This window comes from Puniceicoccus vermicola, assembly GCF_014230055.1.
Taxonomy (GTDB): Bacteria; Verrucomicrobiota; Verrucomicrobiia; order Opitutales; family Puniceicoccaceae; genus Puniceicoccus; species Puniceicoccus vermicola.
Genome location: NZ_JACHVA010000076.1, coordinates 87,584 through 100,996 on the forward strand (window position 1 = coordinate 87,584; position 13,413 = coordinate 100,996).

Genomic DNA, 13,413 nt, shown 5'->3' on the forward strand with positions numbered 1-13,413 from the left:
CCCATCCGACGATTTCCGAACCCCGATCTCCTTGAGGCGGAGAATTGGACTGGGCTTGTGTCCTTCGAGGATTCGGCCGCGTCCAGTTACGGTGGTTTAGCGCTGGCGAAAGGCTTGGCTCATTGCGGCGGTATCGACTTCGTCAGGCAGAGCGCGTCCGGTGGCGTAGGAATAGAGATAGGCCTTGAAGATATAGTCGGCGGTGCTCGCAATGACCGAGACGAGAATGAGGAGGGGAACGCAGATCCCGATGGCGACGAGCGGCTGATTCAAGTAGAGGAGGAGGCCTCCAACGAGGAGAATGGGAAGCATGAGGAGGAATGAGATCCCGCCCAGGGAGAAATTTCCAATCAGGGCCGTGCCCCAAGTGTTTTTGAGGATGCCTCCAGAGCGCTTGATGGCAGCGATGGGACCGAGCCCCTCGGCGACAAGAATTGGCACGACAAAGAAGGAGAGGGCAGTCCAGGCCGTGCCGATAATCGAGGAAATGATCGCCCCGATTTTGTTATTCTTCTCCAAGGCGCGAAGAATCATCCCCACCACCGCCGAGACCACGGCCCAACCGAAGATGGAGTGAATACGCTTGGTGGCGAAGGAAAGCCCAAAGCTGAGTTTACCGGGCCCGCCTTCCATAATGTTCATCACCGAAGCAACGAGAGCGGTATTGAAAAAGGTAATGACAAAGTAATTGCAGAAGTAGAAGAGGAACATCGTCACATACATGAGAACTTCCTGCGATTCGCTCTGCGGCTGCGAATCATTCATCCAGACCTCGATCTGACCCGTCTGCCAGAGAGGCAGTGCAAAACTTGCGATGACCAAGATCGCCGCAAGGGTGGAAATGATCGGGAAAAGAATAAGATGTTTATTCTCGAGAAGAGTCTGGTAGCTCAGCTTCGCAAACTCCCAACTGCGGGACCAGGATTCAAACATGAGTTAGTCCTAACTACGGAGCGAAGCCGTGGCAAGAACTCCTTCGTGGTATGGCGGAGTGATGAGGAGGCAGTCGGAAAACTACCTCTTCCGATTCACAGAAGTTCACTCTCGTTCGTCGAATGTTCTGAAACGACTGATGAACGCGGATCGTTTCCTTCGCTGAATGCGGATATGGCCGAACTTTCAGTGAAGTCGATTGGCGTTGTCTCAGCGACTGATGGGATCCGTTGCGTATGAGGGGAATGGCACTAGTTTAAGGGTTTTAGCAGGGAAATTTTGATATTAGGGACTTTTGAAGAGGAACCCCTCCATCCCGCGTCCGCGGGATCCCCCTCCCCTGCAGCAGGGGAGGAATCTTTCTGTAATTTTCTGACTCCCCTCCTACGAGTAGGAGAGGGGGACCCCCGACTATGTCGGGGGTGGGGTGGTTCCCATTCCACAGAACCTCTTAAACTATTGCCATTCGCGTATGAGGGGCATCAGTGTTGATCAGCGTCTGTATTGCGGGCTGCCTGGTTCAGTGTTTCTTCATTAAGTTCCCGAAGGGAACTGATCGCGAATGTTGATTCGGGGTGCTTCTTTTGGGGTCGGTTGATCAGGATTCCGTTCATCCCCGCGGATGTACATCCTATGATGTCCGTCTCGTAATGATCCCCGATGTAGAGGCATCTCTCAGGCTTTGCGCCCATCTGTTTACAGGCCTCGATGAAGATCTCTTTGTTGGGCTTGGGAAATCCACAATCTCCGGAAATGACGATTACCTCAAATCGTTCGAAGATTCCAGTATTCTGGAGTTTCCTTCTTTGCTGCTGAGAATCTCCATTGGAAATGATCCCCAAACGTGAGTCACGGAAGCGGTCGAGGCAGGGACAGACATCGGGGAATAAGCTCCAGCTCGCTTCGAACGCTTCCCGGTAGATTTCGAAATAGGAATCGATGGTCGTGTCGTTCTCATTCTGACCGGGGAAAAAGTGACGGATTCTCTCTCTCCTTTGCTCAGGGAAGCTGATTTCTCCGTTCAGATATTTTTGGATACTACGATTCTTGGAGGTTTCCCATTCACGGTGAAAAGCGGGAAGGGTGTATTGTTTCGCCAGTTTAAGTTCGTCCCAAAAGTGGGTCGCTGCGATCTTTTCGGAACGACTTTGGTCGACCAAGGTTTCGTCGATGTCGAAGAAAAGGATCATTGCGGTCACTCATCGAGCAAGGCTCGACGCGACGGTGGACTTATTCTCGGAGGGGTGCGACCGTTTACTGTCCGGCACGGAACTCAGTCTGATAGAACCTGCTCGAGGATTTGGGTGGCCTTTTGGAGTTCGGCTTCTGTAGCGATGAGCGGCGGAATGAGGCGAACGGTGTTGTTCCCGGCCGGGGCGGTGAGGAGACCCGCTTCACGAAGTTTGGCGACGACGGGAAGAGGGGGCTCGGTCAGGCCGACTCCGACGAGGTAGCCGAGTCCGCGCACTTGCTTGATCTTATGGGGAAGTTTGGCGGCGAGATTACGCAGTTCCTGATGCCAGGCTTCACTTTGGCGGGTGATTCGCTCGAGGAGGTTCTCCTTCTCGATAACGTCGAGGACGGCCAAGGCAGCCGAGCAGGCGAGGGGAGTTCCGCCGAAAGTGGTCCCATGGGAACCGGGAGTGAAGAGATCGGCGTAGGCCTCGGCGACCCAGATCGCACCGATCGGGAATCCGCCCGCGAGGCCCTTGGCCATACCGATGGCGTCGGGCTCGATGCCCGCATACTCGTAGGCATAGAATTTGCCGGAGCGACCCACGCCGCATTGGACCTCATCGATGAGAAGGAGTACGTTGCGCTCGGTGCAGAGGGCCCGTAGATCCCGAAGGAATTCCGGTTTTGCCGGGTTGATGCCGCTCTCGCCCTGGATGGTTTCGAGCAGGACAGCGCAGACTTCGTCGTCGATTTGCTCTGCGAAGGAGTCGATGTCGTTCAGCTTCGCGTGCCGGAAACCGGGAAGCATGGGGCGGAAGCCGTTCTGGATTTTCTCTTGTGGGGTGGCGGCCATGCCGCCGAAGGTGCGTCCGTGAAAAGCGTTTTCAGCGGTGATGACGGTGTAGCGCTTGCCTTCCTCGCCCGCGAGAGCGCGGCCGTGGAGCCGTGCCAGCTTGATGAGAGCCTCATTGGCTTCGGTGCCGCTGTTGCAGAAGAGAAATCGTCCCTTGGGTGTATAGCGGCTGAGCCTTTCTGCGAGCTCACCTTGCTTGGGAGTCGCGAAGAGGTTGCTACAGTGAATGAGGGTCCCGGCCTGTTTGCTGACGGACTCGACCCAGTCGGGATGCGAGTGGCCGAGAGCGTTGACGGCGATGCCGGAGGTGAAGTCGAGATACTCGCGTCCCTGGTCATCCTGGACCGAGGCTCCCTTGCCAGAGACGAGGGAGATGGCGGGAGCGCCGTAGTTGTGGATGAGGTACGAGTCGTACTGGTTCTGAGTGTTCTCGTTCATGAGCGGACGATTTCGGTTCCAATCCCCTTGTCGGTGAAGATTTCGAGGAGGAGGGAGTGTGGCATCCGACCGTCGATAAAGTGGACGCGGTTGACGCCGTTTTGCAGGGCGTGGACGGCGCTGTCGACCTTGGGAATCATGCCTTTGGCGATGATTCCATCAGACTTGAGGCCAGCGACTTGGCTGTCGGGGAGGCTGGAAATGAGGGTCGAGGGATCGGATGGATCCTTCATGAGCCCGGGGACGTCGCAGAGGTAGACGAGGCGGCGGGCACGCAGGGCCGAGGCGACGCGCGAGGCGGCAACGTCGGCATTGGTGTTGTAAGCCTGTCCCTCGGTGTCGGCACCTACCGGCGAGACAATGGGCATGTAGCCGTCGGAAATCGCCTTGCGAATCGGTGCGGGGTCGACCCGCTCAACTTCGCCAACGAAGCCAATGTCAATGGGGTCGCCAGAGGGATCGGTGGCCAGTCTCCGCGTGCGCAGGACTTTGAAACCAGGAATGGAGATGGGGCGGCCGAGCTTGCGTTGAACGATCTCGCAGATTTCCAGATTGACCTCCTCATCGAGGGTCTTGCGGACGATCTCAACGGTGGCGGCGTCGGTCACGCGCAGGCCTTTTTCAAAGCGGGCTTCGAGTCCGGAGGCATCCATGGCACGAGTGATCGCCTTGCCCCCACCGTGAACGACGACGACGTGGATGCCGACGGCGGAGAGAAAGGCGAGGTCGGTAGCGACTTTTGCGCGGACCTCCGGATCGGGATCGTCCATAAAGCTACCGCCGTATTTGACGACAAAGACGGACCCTTTGAACCGCTGAATGTACGGCAAGGCCTCAATGAGGACTTTGGCTTTGGAGGTGACGTCGAGTTGGCTGATATCCATTTATTCGCTCTTATTGAAATTTACGTAGCCCTCGGTGAGGTCGGCGGTCAGCAGGTGATAGTCCTTTTTGCCCATTCCGAGATCCAGGGTGATCGAGAATTCCCGGTTCGAGACTTCCGCTTTCCATTGGGGGAGGTTTTCTTCGACCGGAGTCCCTTTCACCAGAACCGGGATGTCTCCGTAGTGGAGGTTCAATTGGTCGTAGTCGAGGCCGATCCGGGCGTAGCCGGCGGCATCGACGATACGGCCCCAATTGGGGTCGTTGCCGAACCATGAAGTTTTGACGAGAAGGGAATTGCCGATGGCGCGGGCAACTTTCTCGGCATCCTCCTCGTTTTTTGCTCCTTTGATGTGAAGATCGACTACGTGGCTAATGCGCTCGCCATCCGCGACGATCATCCGGGCCAGGCGGCTGCAGACCTCGCCGACTGCTTTGTGGAAGGCGTCGAGGAGGTTGGCATCGTCGTGGATCGAATCCCCGGAGGATCCGTTTGCCAGGAGGAGCACGGTGTCGTTTGTGCTCATGTCTCCATCGACGGAGATGCGGTTGAAGGATCCGTGCACGGCACGGGTAAGAGTCGCTTGCAAGGTCGCTTGGGGAACCTTGATGTCAGTGGCGATGAAAGCGAGCATGGTCGCCATATTCGGCTCGATCATTCCGGCTCCCTTTGCAACTCCAGCGACGGTATAGCGTTTGCCCTCGGACTCAATGCGGACCGTGACCGTCTTAGGCCGGGTGTCTGAAGTCAGAATCGCTTTGGCAAAGTCGTGACCTCCGGCTGAGTCGCGGGTAACTCGTTTTGCCGCTTCGCGGATGCCTTTTTCAATCTTTGGCATCGGCAGGGAGCGTCCAATACGGCCGGTGGAAGCGACAAAGACGCTTTTTGCCGGGAGGCTGAGGGCCTCGCGGGTGCAGTCAGCCATAGCGGCGCAATCCTGCTTGCCCTGTTCACCGGTGCAAGCGTTCGCGTTGCCACTGTTGACGACAATGCCGTGGAAAGCCTGGGTCGGGGAGAGCAGCGACTTGCAGAAGTGGACCGGCGCGGCGGAGACGTCGTTCTGCGTAAAGACGCCTGCCCCTGTGCAGACCGCTTCGCTGAGAATGATGCCCAGGTCGAGGCGGTCGGCGCCAGTTCCGCGGATGTCGCTGGAGACTCCGGAGGCGGAAAATCCGGGGACATCGGTGATGCCCGGGCTTTGTTCTTTGATGGTAAGTTTCATGGCGAGGGAATCAGGGGAGGCCGATCGTTTCTTCGAGGCCAAATTTCAGGTTCATGAGTTGGACGGCTTGGCCGCTGGCCCCTTTGAGGAGATTGTCCTCGGTAGAGGTGAGGATGAGCCGCTGCATGCGCGCATCGTGGCGGACGGCGATGTCAATCCGGTTTGTGCCGACCACGTTCTTGGACTCGGGTAAGGTTCCGTCTTCCAGAATCCGGACGAATGGACGGTTGGCATACTGGGATTTCCACGCCACGAGGACATCCTCGGCGGTCTTGCCGTTGTCCGGAACGCTGATGGTGGTGACGATTCCCCGACGCATGGGCACGAGGTGAGGGAGAAACTGGAGGATGACTGGTGAACCCGCTGCAGAAGCGAGTTGCTCCTCGATTTCGGAAAGGTGCCGATGCTTGGGTTGCCCGTAGGGTCGGGCGCTCTCGGTGCGCTCACAGTAGCTGAAGTCTTCGTTGGCCTTTTTCCCGGCTCCGCTGACCCCGCTCATGCACGAGGCGATGATGTCCTTCGACTGGATCGTTCCACTGGCCAAAAGAGGAAGGAGAGGAATGAGGATCGAGGTCGGGTAGCAGCCCGGGCAAGCGATCAAGGGTTTCTCTTGCCATCCCTTGAGAGGGAATTCGGGCAAGACGTAGGCTGCCGCTTTGAGAAGTTCAGGATCGGGATGATCCTGACCGTAGAACTCTTTGTAGACGTCGGGCGAGCCGAGCCGGAAATCCGCACTCAGGTCGAAAACGGTCTTTCCAGCCTCGAAGAGAGGACGGGCGAATCCCGCTGCAACCCCGTGGGGAAGCGCGAGGAAAACTGCGTCGAGGCCATCGTTTTGGGCAAGCGCGGAGGCATCGGACTCCGTGAACTGGAGGGAACCGAGTCGGTGAGAGAGACGAGGAAATACCTCGGCGACGGGCTTCCCGGCCAAGCTACGCGACGTGACGGCTGCCAATTCCACCCCTGGGTGGGAGGAAAGCAACTCAACCAAAACCTCTCCAGAATAACCGGAGGCACCTACAATTCCGACTCGAATCATGGAGGGAATTAACCACGATTTTTCGTTCCAGACCAACCCTGAAATCTTTCTTGTTGGGAAAGTGGTTGGAAAAGAGAGGGATCGCAGGTCCTGGATCGGCTGGAGCCAGGTCGCTACAGTGGTGAGGAATCGATTGGAATATACGGGTGCGTGGTTGCCCTCGGAGGTCCCTCATTGACTCTCAATCGAATCACTTGATGTCGGCGTTTGAGCAGAAAAAGTACGCGAAAAGTTGCACTTTCTTTTAATTCGCTCTGTTTGGAGAGAATAGCCCGCAGTAATGGTGGAAATTAATCCCAGAGTGAATTTATATCTCTTCAATCCTCACCCGGCGTGGAAGGGGGGGCAGGGAGCTGTGGCAATCGCGGCTCGCGACTTTCAACGAGCGGAAGGGATTGCGATGCGGGAGGCGAAGAAGCGAGGTGTTCCCGGCGTTTCCTTTTCGATTCTAGTTGAAGAGGTGGAGCCTCGGGCTGCGGAAGGATACTGGGTAGAGGTGGAACGCTATCGTGACGTCGAGGATATTGAGCGCCTGGTCTTTTTTCAGTTTGGGGATCAGGAAGACTCGGAGGCAGATCCGTCGATGCCCAAGTCCGCCTAGTTTTCGATCGAGAGGGTCGACATCATCCGGACGACCTGTGGCGCCCGGGATCGGACGAATGATTCCATACCCTCGAGGCGGAGAACCAGCAGATTGTCGCTGAGGGGGACGAAGAACTCAGCAAATGACCGAGGACCCTCGGGCAGTGCCAATGCATAGTGCAGCTGGCCCCAGCGGTTCCCGTAGATACTGAAGGTTTTGTTGCGAATCAGATTTGGCTCTGTGTCGAAGGTGATGGTCTCCTCGAACTTTTGGTTCAGTCCTTTCCGATAGCCTTTGAGCGTCGTTACGTTGACTCTGGGAAGAAATGTCCCCGGTTCAAACAGGAAGAAATCCAAGCTGTTGTCAGGCATGGTCCGACTGAGAAGTCGGCACGAGGTCCCTTTGGAGTCTTCGGCAACGACGAGGCCGTTGGGAACGTGAAAACTGTAGCGAACACCTTCGCCGGTGAGGTAGAGAATGCTCTCGGGAATGCCGTCATTGACCTCTGCGAGGATCCTCGCGTTCAGGGGGATCAACCCCCGTCCCGTTGGCCAAGAGTAGATGGCGATGTTTTCTTCGGGTGTTACAGCGGTGCTCTTCACCGTTTTCGTGGAGGGACTTCCGGTGGAGGAGTCGGTTTCTGATTTCTCCGACTGCGCTCCGAGGGTTCCCGGAAGTAGGTTCGCAAGGAGAAGGCTGAAAAGGGGGAGGAGAAGAGGGAAACGGTTTTGCATCTGCATGGAGGCCGGTCAGGGGGGACTGTAAATCTTATCGTTTACAGGTCCCCGACTGCATCTTCGTATTCTGACTTCGTCAAAAACCGGAAATTTACCTTTTTGAACGACCGAACATTGGGGGTGCCGGGAGGATAGAGACCTTGTTCGAAGAGTTCATAGAAACCCCAATTCCGTTTGGGAGGGTTGTAATAGGCGGTATTGGTTCCCTGGGTCGCCACTTCACTCTCGAAGAGAGCGACCATGGACCCCCGGTACCGGAACTCGATGTTGTCCCAGTTTTCCAGGAAGCGGGGATAGTTGTGATTCCCTCCCGAAATTCTGCCGTCTCCTTCTTTATTGGTCGGACGGAGCCCTTGGATGATGGCGGCGTTAAACTCGGTAAACCCTGAGGCTCTGGCTCTGCGGCTGCGGGTGCCCAAGAATCCGAAGCCGGAAGACAAAGGCATCACGGCGTCACCGATGAGAGCGGCTGGTGGGTTGGGGTTCCAGGAAGAGGCGTTGTCGGCTGTGGTGTTGCTTCCGGTGTTGGAACGGCCATCGGCATTGTAATGGCCTTTGATGTAGATCGGTTCGTTGGTTGCGAGAGTAAATCCTGGGTCGCGGCCGCTCGTCTTATTGTACGATGGATCGGGGATTCTGGAAGCGTTGGTCAGAATGAGGCCAAGCTCGACGTCCGGGTCCCGGGGAGATTGGCGAGCTGCTTTGACGACCGAATCCGGGCGTTGCTGGTAGTCGCTGTTGCCTGGAATCGAATCTGTATCACTGGGGAACTCGACGTAAAGGACTCCATTGAAGTCCTCGTCCGGGTGATATCGATTCTCGCGAGGGACGGATGAATCATAGGCACTCAGGAGCCCTCCCATGTCACTGTCTTCGATATAGTCCTTGAATCGGCCGACATTGATTTCGACGAGATCGACGCCCGTGCCCCGACGGTGATCGAACATGGAGCGCTTAGGATCTCCGGGACGTCCCGAGTCCTCATTGAAGAAATCGTCGTCAACCCCGTTGTTGTTGTCATTTCCGTTGTCTCCGTCATTGCCCCGGTTGCCCTGATTCCCTCTCGATCCGCCGCCACCCCGGCCATCGGCGAATTCGGTGTATTGGTGGACGGCGAAAATGTCGCTGAAGTTTACCCGTTTCCAGTTGGTGTCCAGATCCGGTTTAAGGGTTATTTCGCGGACGGTCTCGACCGTGACCATTTGGCGAGATCCGTCGTCGTTGTAGGCGGGTTTACCGTCTTTGTCGACGGCTTGTACGGTCGAGCTCTGCAGCCGGGTGGTCTCTAGATTGTGGGCGTCGGCGCGGTCGACCTTGTGAAAGCTCACCCAGTAATCACTCGGGGCTCCACGCGCTTCGCTTAAAGTACTGGCTCGGTCCCGTCCGTTGTATCCTCGGTAGTAATTGTTGTATGTGCTGTAGGGGTCGAGCGCGTCGTCGGGATTGCTACGATCTTCTTGGGGCAGCGGCATGCGCTCGTAGAGCCGGACGGCTTCGGAGGGCAGAGGTTCGCCGACAGAGGTCGTGCTCCCGTCCTCAGAGTAGTGCACCTTGATGATCAGGCCGGCTTTGTAGGCGAACTTTTCCTTTTCTCCGAGCCCCTTGTGGACCGGGTTTTGCAATCCGGCCGAATTCGTTGGGGTGGTGATGTTGGGCTCGATGAGCGCGTAGGCGTAATTGAGATCGTCGTCGATGATGGAGGGAGTGGAAGGATCGTCGCGAACGTAGTCGTCGTAGCCGATGGGATTGAGGACGGGGACTTCGTGGGAGGCGTCCTGGAGATTTCCATTCCAGCGGTTCATCGCGAAATCCGCCCAATTGGTGTAGCCTTCAGGTTTGAAATAGGAGGTCGGGGACTGGCTGTCCCAATAACTGGAAAGACTGGTGCGGCTGCCGGATCCACGATAGGGGGTCGCTTTGCCTCCGACACCGTCGTTGATATAAACTTTGCCGTTTTGGTTGACTTGGTTCGAACGTCCTTCGTGCAGCATGTAACCGTACCGCATGTCGCCAGTGGCAGTCACATTGCTGGTAAAAGTGAGGTCATTGGTCGCCTCCAGCCAGATGTCTCCGTTGGCGTGGACGGGACCGTTCATCGTCATCGAGGGACCCGGGTGAAATTCGAGATCCATGTTGTAGAAAACCGCGTGGGAGAAGAGAGGGGCGTCCCGCACCTGTAGAGTCAAGCGGGCGTAGGCGGTAATATCGTCGGATAGCAGGGGATCATCCACGGTGGCTTTGGAGAGGATGTCGACGCTTTGGACGGTCACGAGTTTTCCCTTATGGGGGTCATCGGAGAAGGAAGGATCATCGGGATGGATGTAGAAGCGGCCACGGCTGACCGATCCTCCGGCCAAATCAAAATCATAGCGGGACGAGGGGAAATAGTTGGGCAACTCGTTTCGGTAAGCATCTTCCTCGTCGAGAGGATTTTTTTTCAGGTCGTCGGCAGGGACGCTCGATTGGGATTCCCACCGGTAGGCGAGGATTCCAGCCCCGAGTTCTGTTGCCGCTTCAGCGGCGTTGCGGGCATCGAGAAGAACGAAGTGGCGGAGGTTGATTCGTTGGTCCGCTAACCCCCATTTCATCAGGCTTCCGACGATCGCAGAAATGATCGTCGTGACGATGATCACGGTGATGAGTGCTCCTCCAGACCGAGGAGAATGGAGACGCTCGAGGATGGAGTGACAGCGGGAGGGGAGTTGGGGTTTCACATTCATCGGCGGGTAGAGATGGTGAAATTATAGGTGTCGGTGACTCGTTTGGCATCGACGCCGTGGATGATCTTGCCGTTCACCATGATCGTCGACTTGCCAAAGTTGTAGAAGAGGCGCTTGTCCGCGAGACCTTCGGACATTTCGACCACCTCTCGGTTGTTGCCGATGGTTGCTTCGGGATAAAGTTCCTCGAGAATTTTTTCCAGTGTCGGAGGATTTAGTGGGTCAATCGGGCTGAGCAGGGGGGCGCCAGAGGCGTGATAGTTGAAATCCTGATCCGTATCGAAACTGCGGACCGGTCCTTCGCTGGTTGGGTCGTTGGGGTCCATCGGGGCGCGATAATATCCCGTGATTCGCATGATGGGGATCGGTGCGTTGATGGAGGTGGAGAGATCGGGCTCCTCCTGAAATCCAAACACGATGAAATCGCCGGAGTTCCCGTCCAGCATACGGTCTTCGGACTTATCCCGGTCCTCGGATGAATAACTTTTGTAGAGGACCGTGAAATTCGCTTCCTTAGCGGCCTCGGCCAATTGACTTGTGAGGGTGCGGATATCGCCGTTGATCATATTCTTCTGCTCACTGACGAAAGTGGCTTTGAACGATTCGACGAAAAAGCCCATGCTCATCATCATGATGAGGCCGAGGACAAAGACCACCAGCATCATCTCCATGATGGTGAACCCTTGGCAGTGAATAGCTTTTCTGTTCCTCGTGATCATGGAATGGCAGATTCATTGAGGTCGGCGCGAATTCCTTTGAGCTCTCCGCGGATTCCACCTCGATTGGCTCCACGGAGTTTGGCTTCAAAGTTCACGGTGATCGAGTAGGAGTGGGAGCGGTTCTCGACCTCGTCGATGTTGATGTCAAACCAAGCCTGCATGACGATTTCACGGAGGTCTCCGGTGTTTGGATCCTCTTTGAGGTCGACCAAAACCTCGCGAAAATTGCTTCCGTCTGACTCTCCTGCGAGTTTCCGGTCGGGTCCGTCGAGGTAGATGGGATCGGCTTTCTCGATGTTGCCGACTTGCAGTGCGGAAATGCTCATCGTGGGGAGAGGGGTGCCAGAGGGGTCGGCGAGGGAGAGACGGATTTCACTGAGACTGAGTGATTTAATCTGCTCGAGATAGCCCTGCGCGATCGTGAAGACGGTGTTTCGAATGATGTTATTTTGGGCGATCTGCTGCGACTGGATCACTGCGCTTGTCAGGCCTAAGGCAAGCATCATGAAGATGACCATAGCGATCATCGTCTCGATGAGGCTCATGCCTTGGCGTCTGTTCGATCGATGCTTCATTCCTTGTCCGCACGGACACGTCGCTGTCCAGTAATTTCATAACATACTTAATGGTTGGAACTTCCGACATCAAGAGAATGAGAAAAATGGGCAAATTTTGACCGAAGTGTTACGAAATTACACTGTATTTGAGACGGGGGTGAGATTTCGGGGCTTGGGTTTTGGGAAGTGCGCGGATTTCGGAGTTACTCCTTTTCTTGTCGAGAGTCTCTCCGTTTGTTCATTGCGCTTGCGGTACAGGCCCTACAGGTTGGTACACGATCCATGTCTCTTTTCGTCTATCGATCCAAAAAATTCAACCGTCTCTACGGCCTGGCTCTCGTTCTCTATACGGTCTGGTTTCTTGTCGGATTGTTTGTGTTGGGGTTTGGAATCGAAACGCCAATCGGGCCTTGGGCGGATTTTATCTACATCGCTCTCGCGGCCTTGGTTCTGTTTTTACACCTCTCGGGTCAGTCGCACGGAGGATCGACCCTGCTGATTTTCCTCCTCTTTGCCGTTTTGGGCGGGGTGGTTGAGCTCGTCGGGACGTTAACGGGGGTGCCTTTCGGGTCCTACGGGTACTCGGATCAGTTCGGGCCGGTGATCTTTGGTGTTTTGCCGTGGGCGATTCCCCTGTCTTGGTGGGTCGTTGTCTGGCCTTTGCACTGTCTGGTGCACTCCGCTCTGGCGGGTCGTGGATCTGTGACGATGGTCCCAGTCCTTACCGCTGTGGGAGCGGTGATCGTTGATTTGATTCTCGAGCCCGCCGCAACCCTCGTGAGGGGTTACTGGACTTGGGATGGCGATGGATTTTACTACGGCGTTCCCTGGACCAATTTCCTCGCCTGGTTTGTTACCGCTTTTATCCTTTCTTTCCTTGCCCAGCTTTTCCTGCCTCATTCCCCATTCAAGCGTGAGGAATTACGGGTTCCGGTCTGGGTTCTCCTCTCTACCGTCAGCACCTTCGTCCTCATGTCGATCAGTCATGGGAAGTGGTGGGTGCTCCTTGTCGCCGTAGTGTTTTTCGTCGGAGTCCGGCGTCTTTTCAAGCAAGCGCGCTCGACCAGCCTGAGTCAGTAGACGGTGAGTCGGTTGTCGGTTGTCGGTGAGTCCGTGAGTCCGTGAGTCGGTTGTCGGTGAGTCCGTGAGTCCGTGAGTCGGTGGTCGGTTAGTCGGTTTGGCGGGTAGAGGCCCGGTGGCATTCGGAAGCGTTTCCGAGTTTGCGCGGGCAAGGCTGAAGGCCATGCCCCACAGTGGGTGGGTCGCTTCAGCGCCCACCGTGCGATGGCGTGAGCGGATCGGTTTGGCGAGAAGTGTTCTTTGGATCTATGGGAAGCGTTTCCGAGTTTGCGCGGGCAAGGCTGAAGGCCGTGCCCCACAGTGGGTGGGTCGCTTCAGCGCCCACCGTGCGATGGCGTGAACGGATCGGTTTGGCGAGAAGTGTTCCTTGGATCTGTGGGAAGCGTTTCCGAGTTTGCGCGGGCAAGGCTGAAGGCCATGCCCCACAGTGGGTGGGTCGCTTCAGCGCCCACCGTGCGATGGCGTGAGCGGAT

Annotated in this window: 12 protein-coding genes; 2 read left to right on the forward strand and 10 right to left on the reverse strand. The window is 56.4% G+C overall.

Annotation, left to right across the window (positions count from 1 at the left end; genetic code table 11):
* Positions 1-96: 96 nt before the first annotated feature.
* From H5P30_RS08655 to argC, 6 genes are all read right to left on the reverse strand, one after another.
* Positions 97-933, reverse strand: coding sequence for a DUF6159 family protein (locus tag H5P30_RS08655; protein WP_185692550.1), 837 nt, complete (start codon positions 931-933; stop codon positions 97-99).
* 482 nt (positions 934-1,415) lie between these two features.
* On the reverse strand, positions 1,416-2,123 hold the full coding sequence (locus H5P30_RS08660; RefSeq protein ID WP_246459550.1) for an HAD family hydrolase: 708 nt from the start codon (positions 2,121-2,123) through the stop codon (positions 1,416-1,418).
* A gap of 83 nt (positions 2,124-2,206) precedes the next feature.
* A complete protein-coding gene (locus H5P30_RS08665; RefSeq protein WP_185692552.1) occupies positions 2,207-3,400 on the reverse strand; it encodes an aspartate aminotransferase family protein in 1,194 nt (397 codons plus the stop codon).
* Complete coding sequence (gene argB, locus H5P30_RS08670) at positions 3,397-4,284, reverse strand: acetylglutamate kinase (RefSeq protein WP_221774328.1); 888 nt, start codon at positions 4,282-4,284, stop codon at positions 3,397-3,399. Before argB ends, H5P30_RS08665 begins: the two co-directional genes overlap by 4 nt.
* Positions 4,285-5,505, reverse strand: coding sequence for a bifunctional glutamate N-acetyltransferase/amino-acid acetyltransferase ArgJ (gene argJ, locus H5P30_RS08675; RefSeq protein WP_185692553.1), 1,221 nt, complete (start codon positions 5,503-5,505; stop codon positions 4,285-4,287).
* 10 nt (positions 5,506-5,515) lie between these two features.
* On the reverse strand, positions 5,516-6,544 hold the full coding sequence (gene argC / locus H5P30_RS08680; RefSeq protein WP_185692554.1) for an N-acetyl-gamma-glutamyl-phosphate reductase: 1,029 nt from the start codon (positions 6,542-6,544) through the stop codon (positions 5,516-5,518).
* A gap of 301 nt (positions 6,545-6,845) precedes the next feature.
* Here argC and H5P30_RS08685 point away from each other — a divergent pair, with 301 nt between their 5' ends.
* Positions 6,846-7,145, forward strand: a complete 300-nt coding sequence (locus H5P30_RS08685) for a hypothetical protein (RefSeq protein ID WP_185692555.1) — start codon at positions 6,846-6,848, stop codon at positions 7,143-7,145.
* Here the strand turns inward: H5P30_RS08685 and H5P30_RS08690 are convergent.
* From H5P30_RS08690 to H5P30_RS08705, 4 genes are read right to left on the reverse strand one after another with little or no spacing between them, the layout of a single operon-like run.
* Positions 7,142-7,867, reverse strand: a complete 726-nt coding sequence (locus H5P30_RS08690) for a hypothetical protein (protein ID WP_185692556.1) — start codon at positions 7,865-7,867, stop codon at positions 7,142-7,144. The genes H5P30_RS08685 and H5P30_RS08690 overlap by 4 nt on opposite strands.
* A gap of 35 nt (positions 7,868-7,902) precedes the next feature.
* Positions 7,903-10,584 carry a hypothetical protein gene (locus H5P30_RS08695; RefSeq protein WP_185692557.1) on the reverse strand — a complete coding sequence of 894 codons (2,682 nt, stop codon included), beginning with the start codon at positions 10,582-10,584 and terminating at the stop codon, positions 7,903-7,905.
* Positions 10,581-11,303, reverse strand: a complete 723-nt coding sequence (locus tag H5P30_RS08700) for a pilus assembly FimT family protein (protein WP_185692558.1) — start codon at positions 11,301-11,303, stop codon at positions 10,581-10,583. The genes H5P30_RS08695 and H5P30_RS08700 overlap by 4 nt, the downstream gene beginning before the upstream one ends.
* A complete protein-coding gene (locus H5P30_RS08705; protein WP_354587123.1) occupies positions 11,300-11,878 on the reverse strand; it encodes a type IV pilus modification PilV family protein in 579 nt (192 codons plus the stop codon). The genes H5P30_RS08700 and H5P30_RS08705 overlap by 4 nt, the downstream gene beginning before the upstream one ends.
* A 264-nt stretch (positions 11,879-12,142) precedes the next feature.
* Here H5P30_RS08705 and H5P30_RS08710 point away from each other — a divergent pair, with 264 nt between their 5' ends.
* Positions 12,143-12,940, forward strand: coding sequence for a carotenoid biosynthesis protein (locus H5P30_RS08710; RefSeq protein WP_185692560.1), 798 nt, complete (start codon positions 12,143-12,145; stop codon positions 12,938-12,940).
* Positions 12,941-13,413: the final 473 nt, after the last annotated feature.

Coding starts and splice junctions, on each gene's coding strand:
- H5P30_RS08655 (WP_185692550.1), bottom strand. CDS start 933: ATGTTTGAATCCTGGTCCCGCAGTTGGGAGTTTGCGAAGCTGAGCTAC.
- H5P30_RS08660 (WP_246459550.1), bottom strand. CDS start 2,123: ATGATCCTTTTCTTCGACATCGACGAAACCTTGGTCGACCAAAGTCGT.
- H5P30_RS08665 (WP_185692552.1), bottom strand. CDS start 3,400: ATGAACGAGAACACTCAGAACCAGTACGACTCGTACCTCATCCACAAC.
- argB (WP_221774328.1), bottom strand. CDS start 4,284: ATGGATATCAGCCAACTCGACGTCACCTCCAAAGCCAAAGTCCTCATT.
- argJ (WP_185692553.1), bottom strand. CDS start 5,505: ATGAAACTTACCATCAAAGAACAAAGCCCGGGCATCACCGATGTCCCC.
- argC (WP_185692554.1), bottom strand. CDS start 6,544: ATGATTCGAGTCGGAATTGTAGGTGCCTCCGGTTATTCTGGAGAGGTT.
- H5P30_RS08690 (WP_185692556.1), bottom strand. CDS start 7,867: ATGCAGATGCAAAACCGTTTCCCTCTTCTCCTCCCCCTTTTCAGCCTT.
- H5P30_RS08695 (WP_185692557.1), bottom strand. CDS start 10,584: ATGAATGTGAAACCCCAACTCCCCTCCCGCTGTCACTCCATCCTCGAG.
- H5P30_RS08700 (WP_185692558.1), bottom strand. CDS start 11,303: ATGATCACGAGGAACAGAAAAGCTATTCACTGCCAAGGGTTCACCATC.
- H5P30_RS08705 (WP_354587123.1), bottom strand. CDS start 11,878: ATGAAGCATCGATCGAACAGACGCCAAGGCATGAGCCTCATCGAGACG.
- H5P30_RS08710 (WP_185692560.1), top strand. CDS start 12,143: ATGTCTCTTTTCGTCTATCGATCCAAAAAATTCAACCGTCTCTACGGC.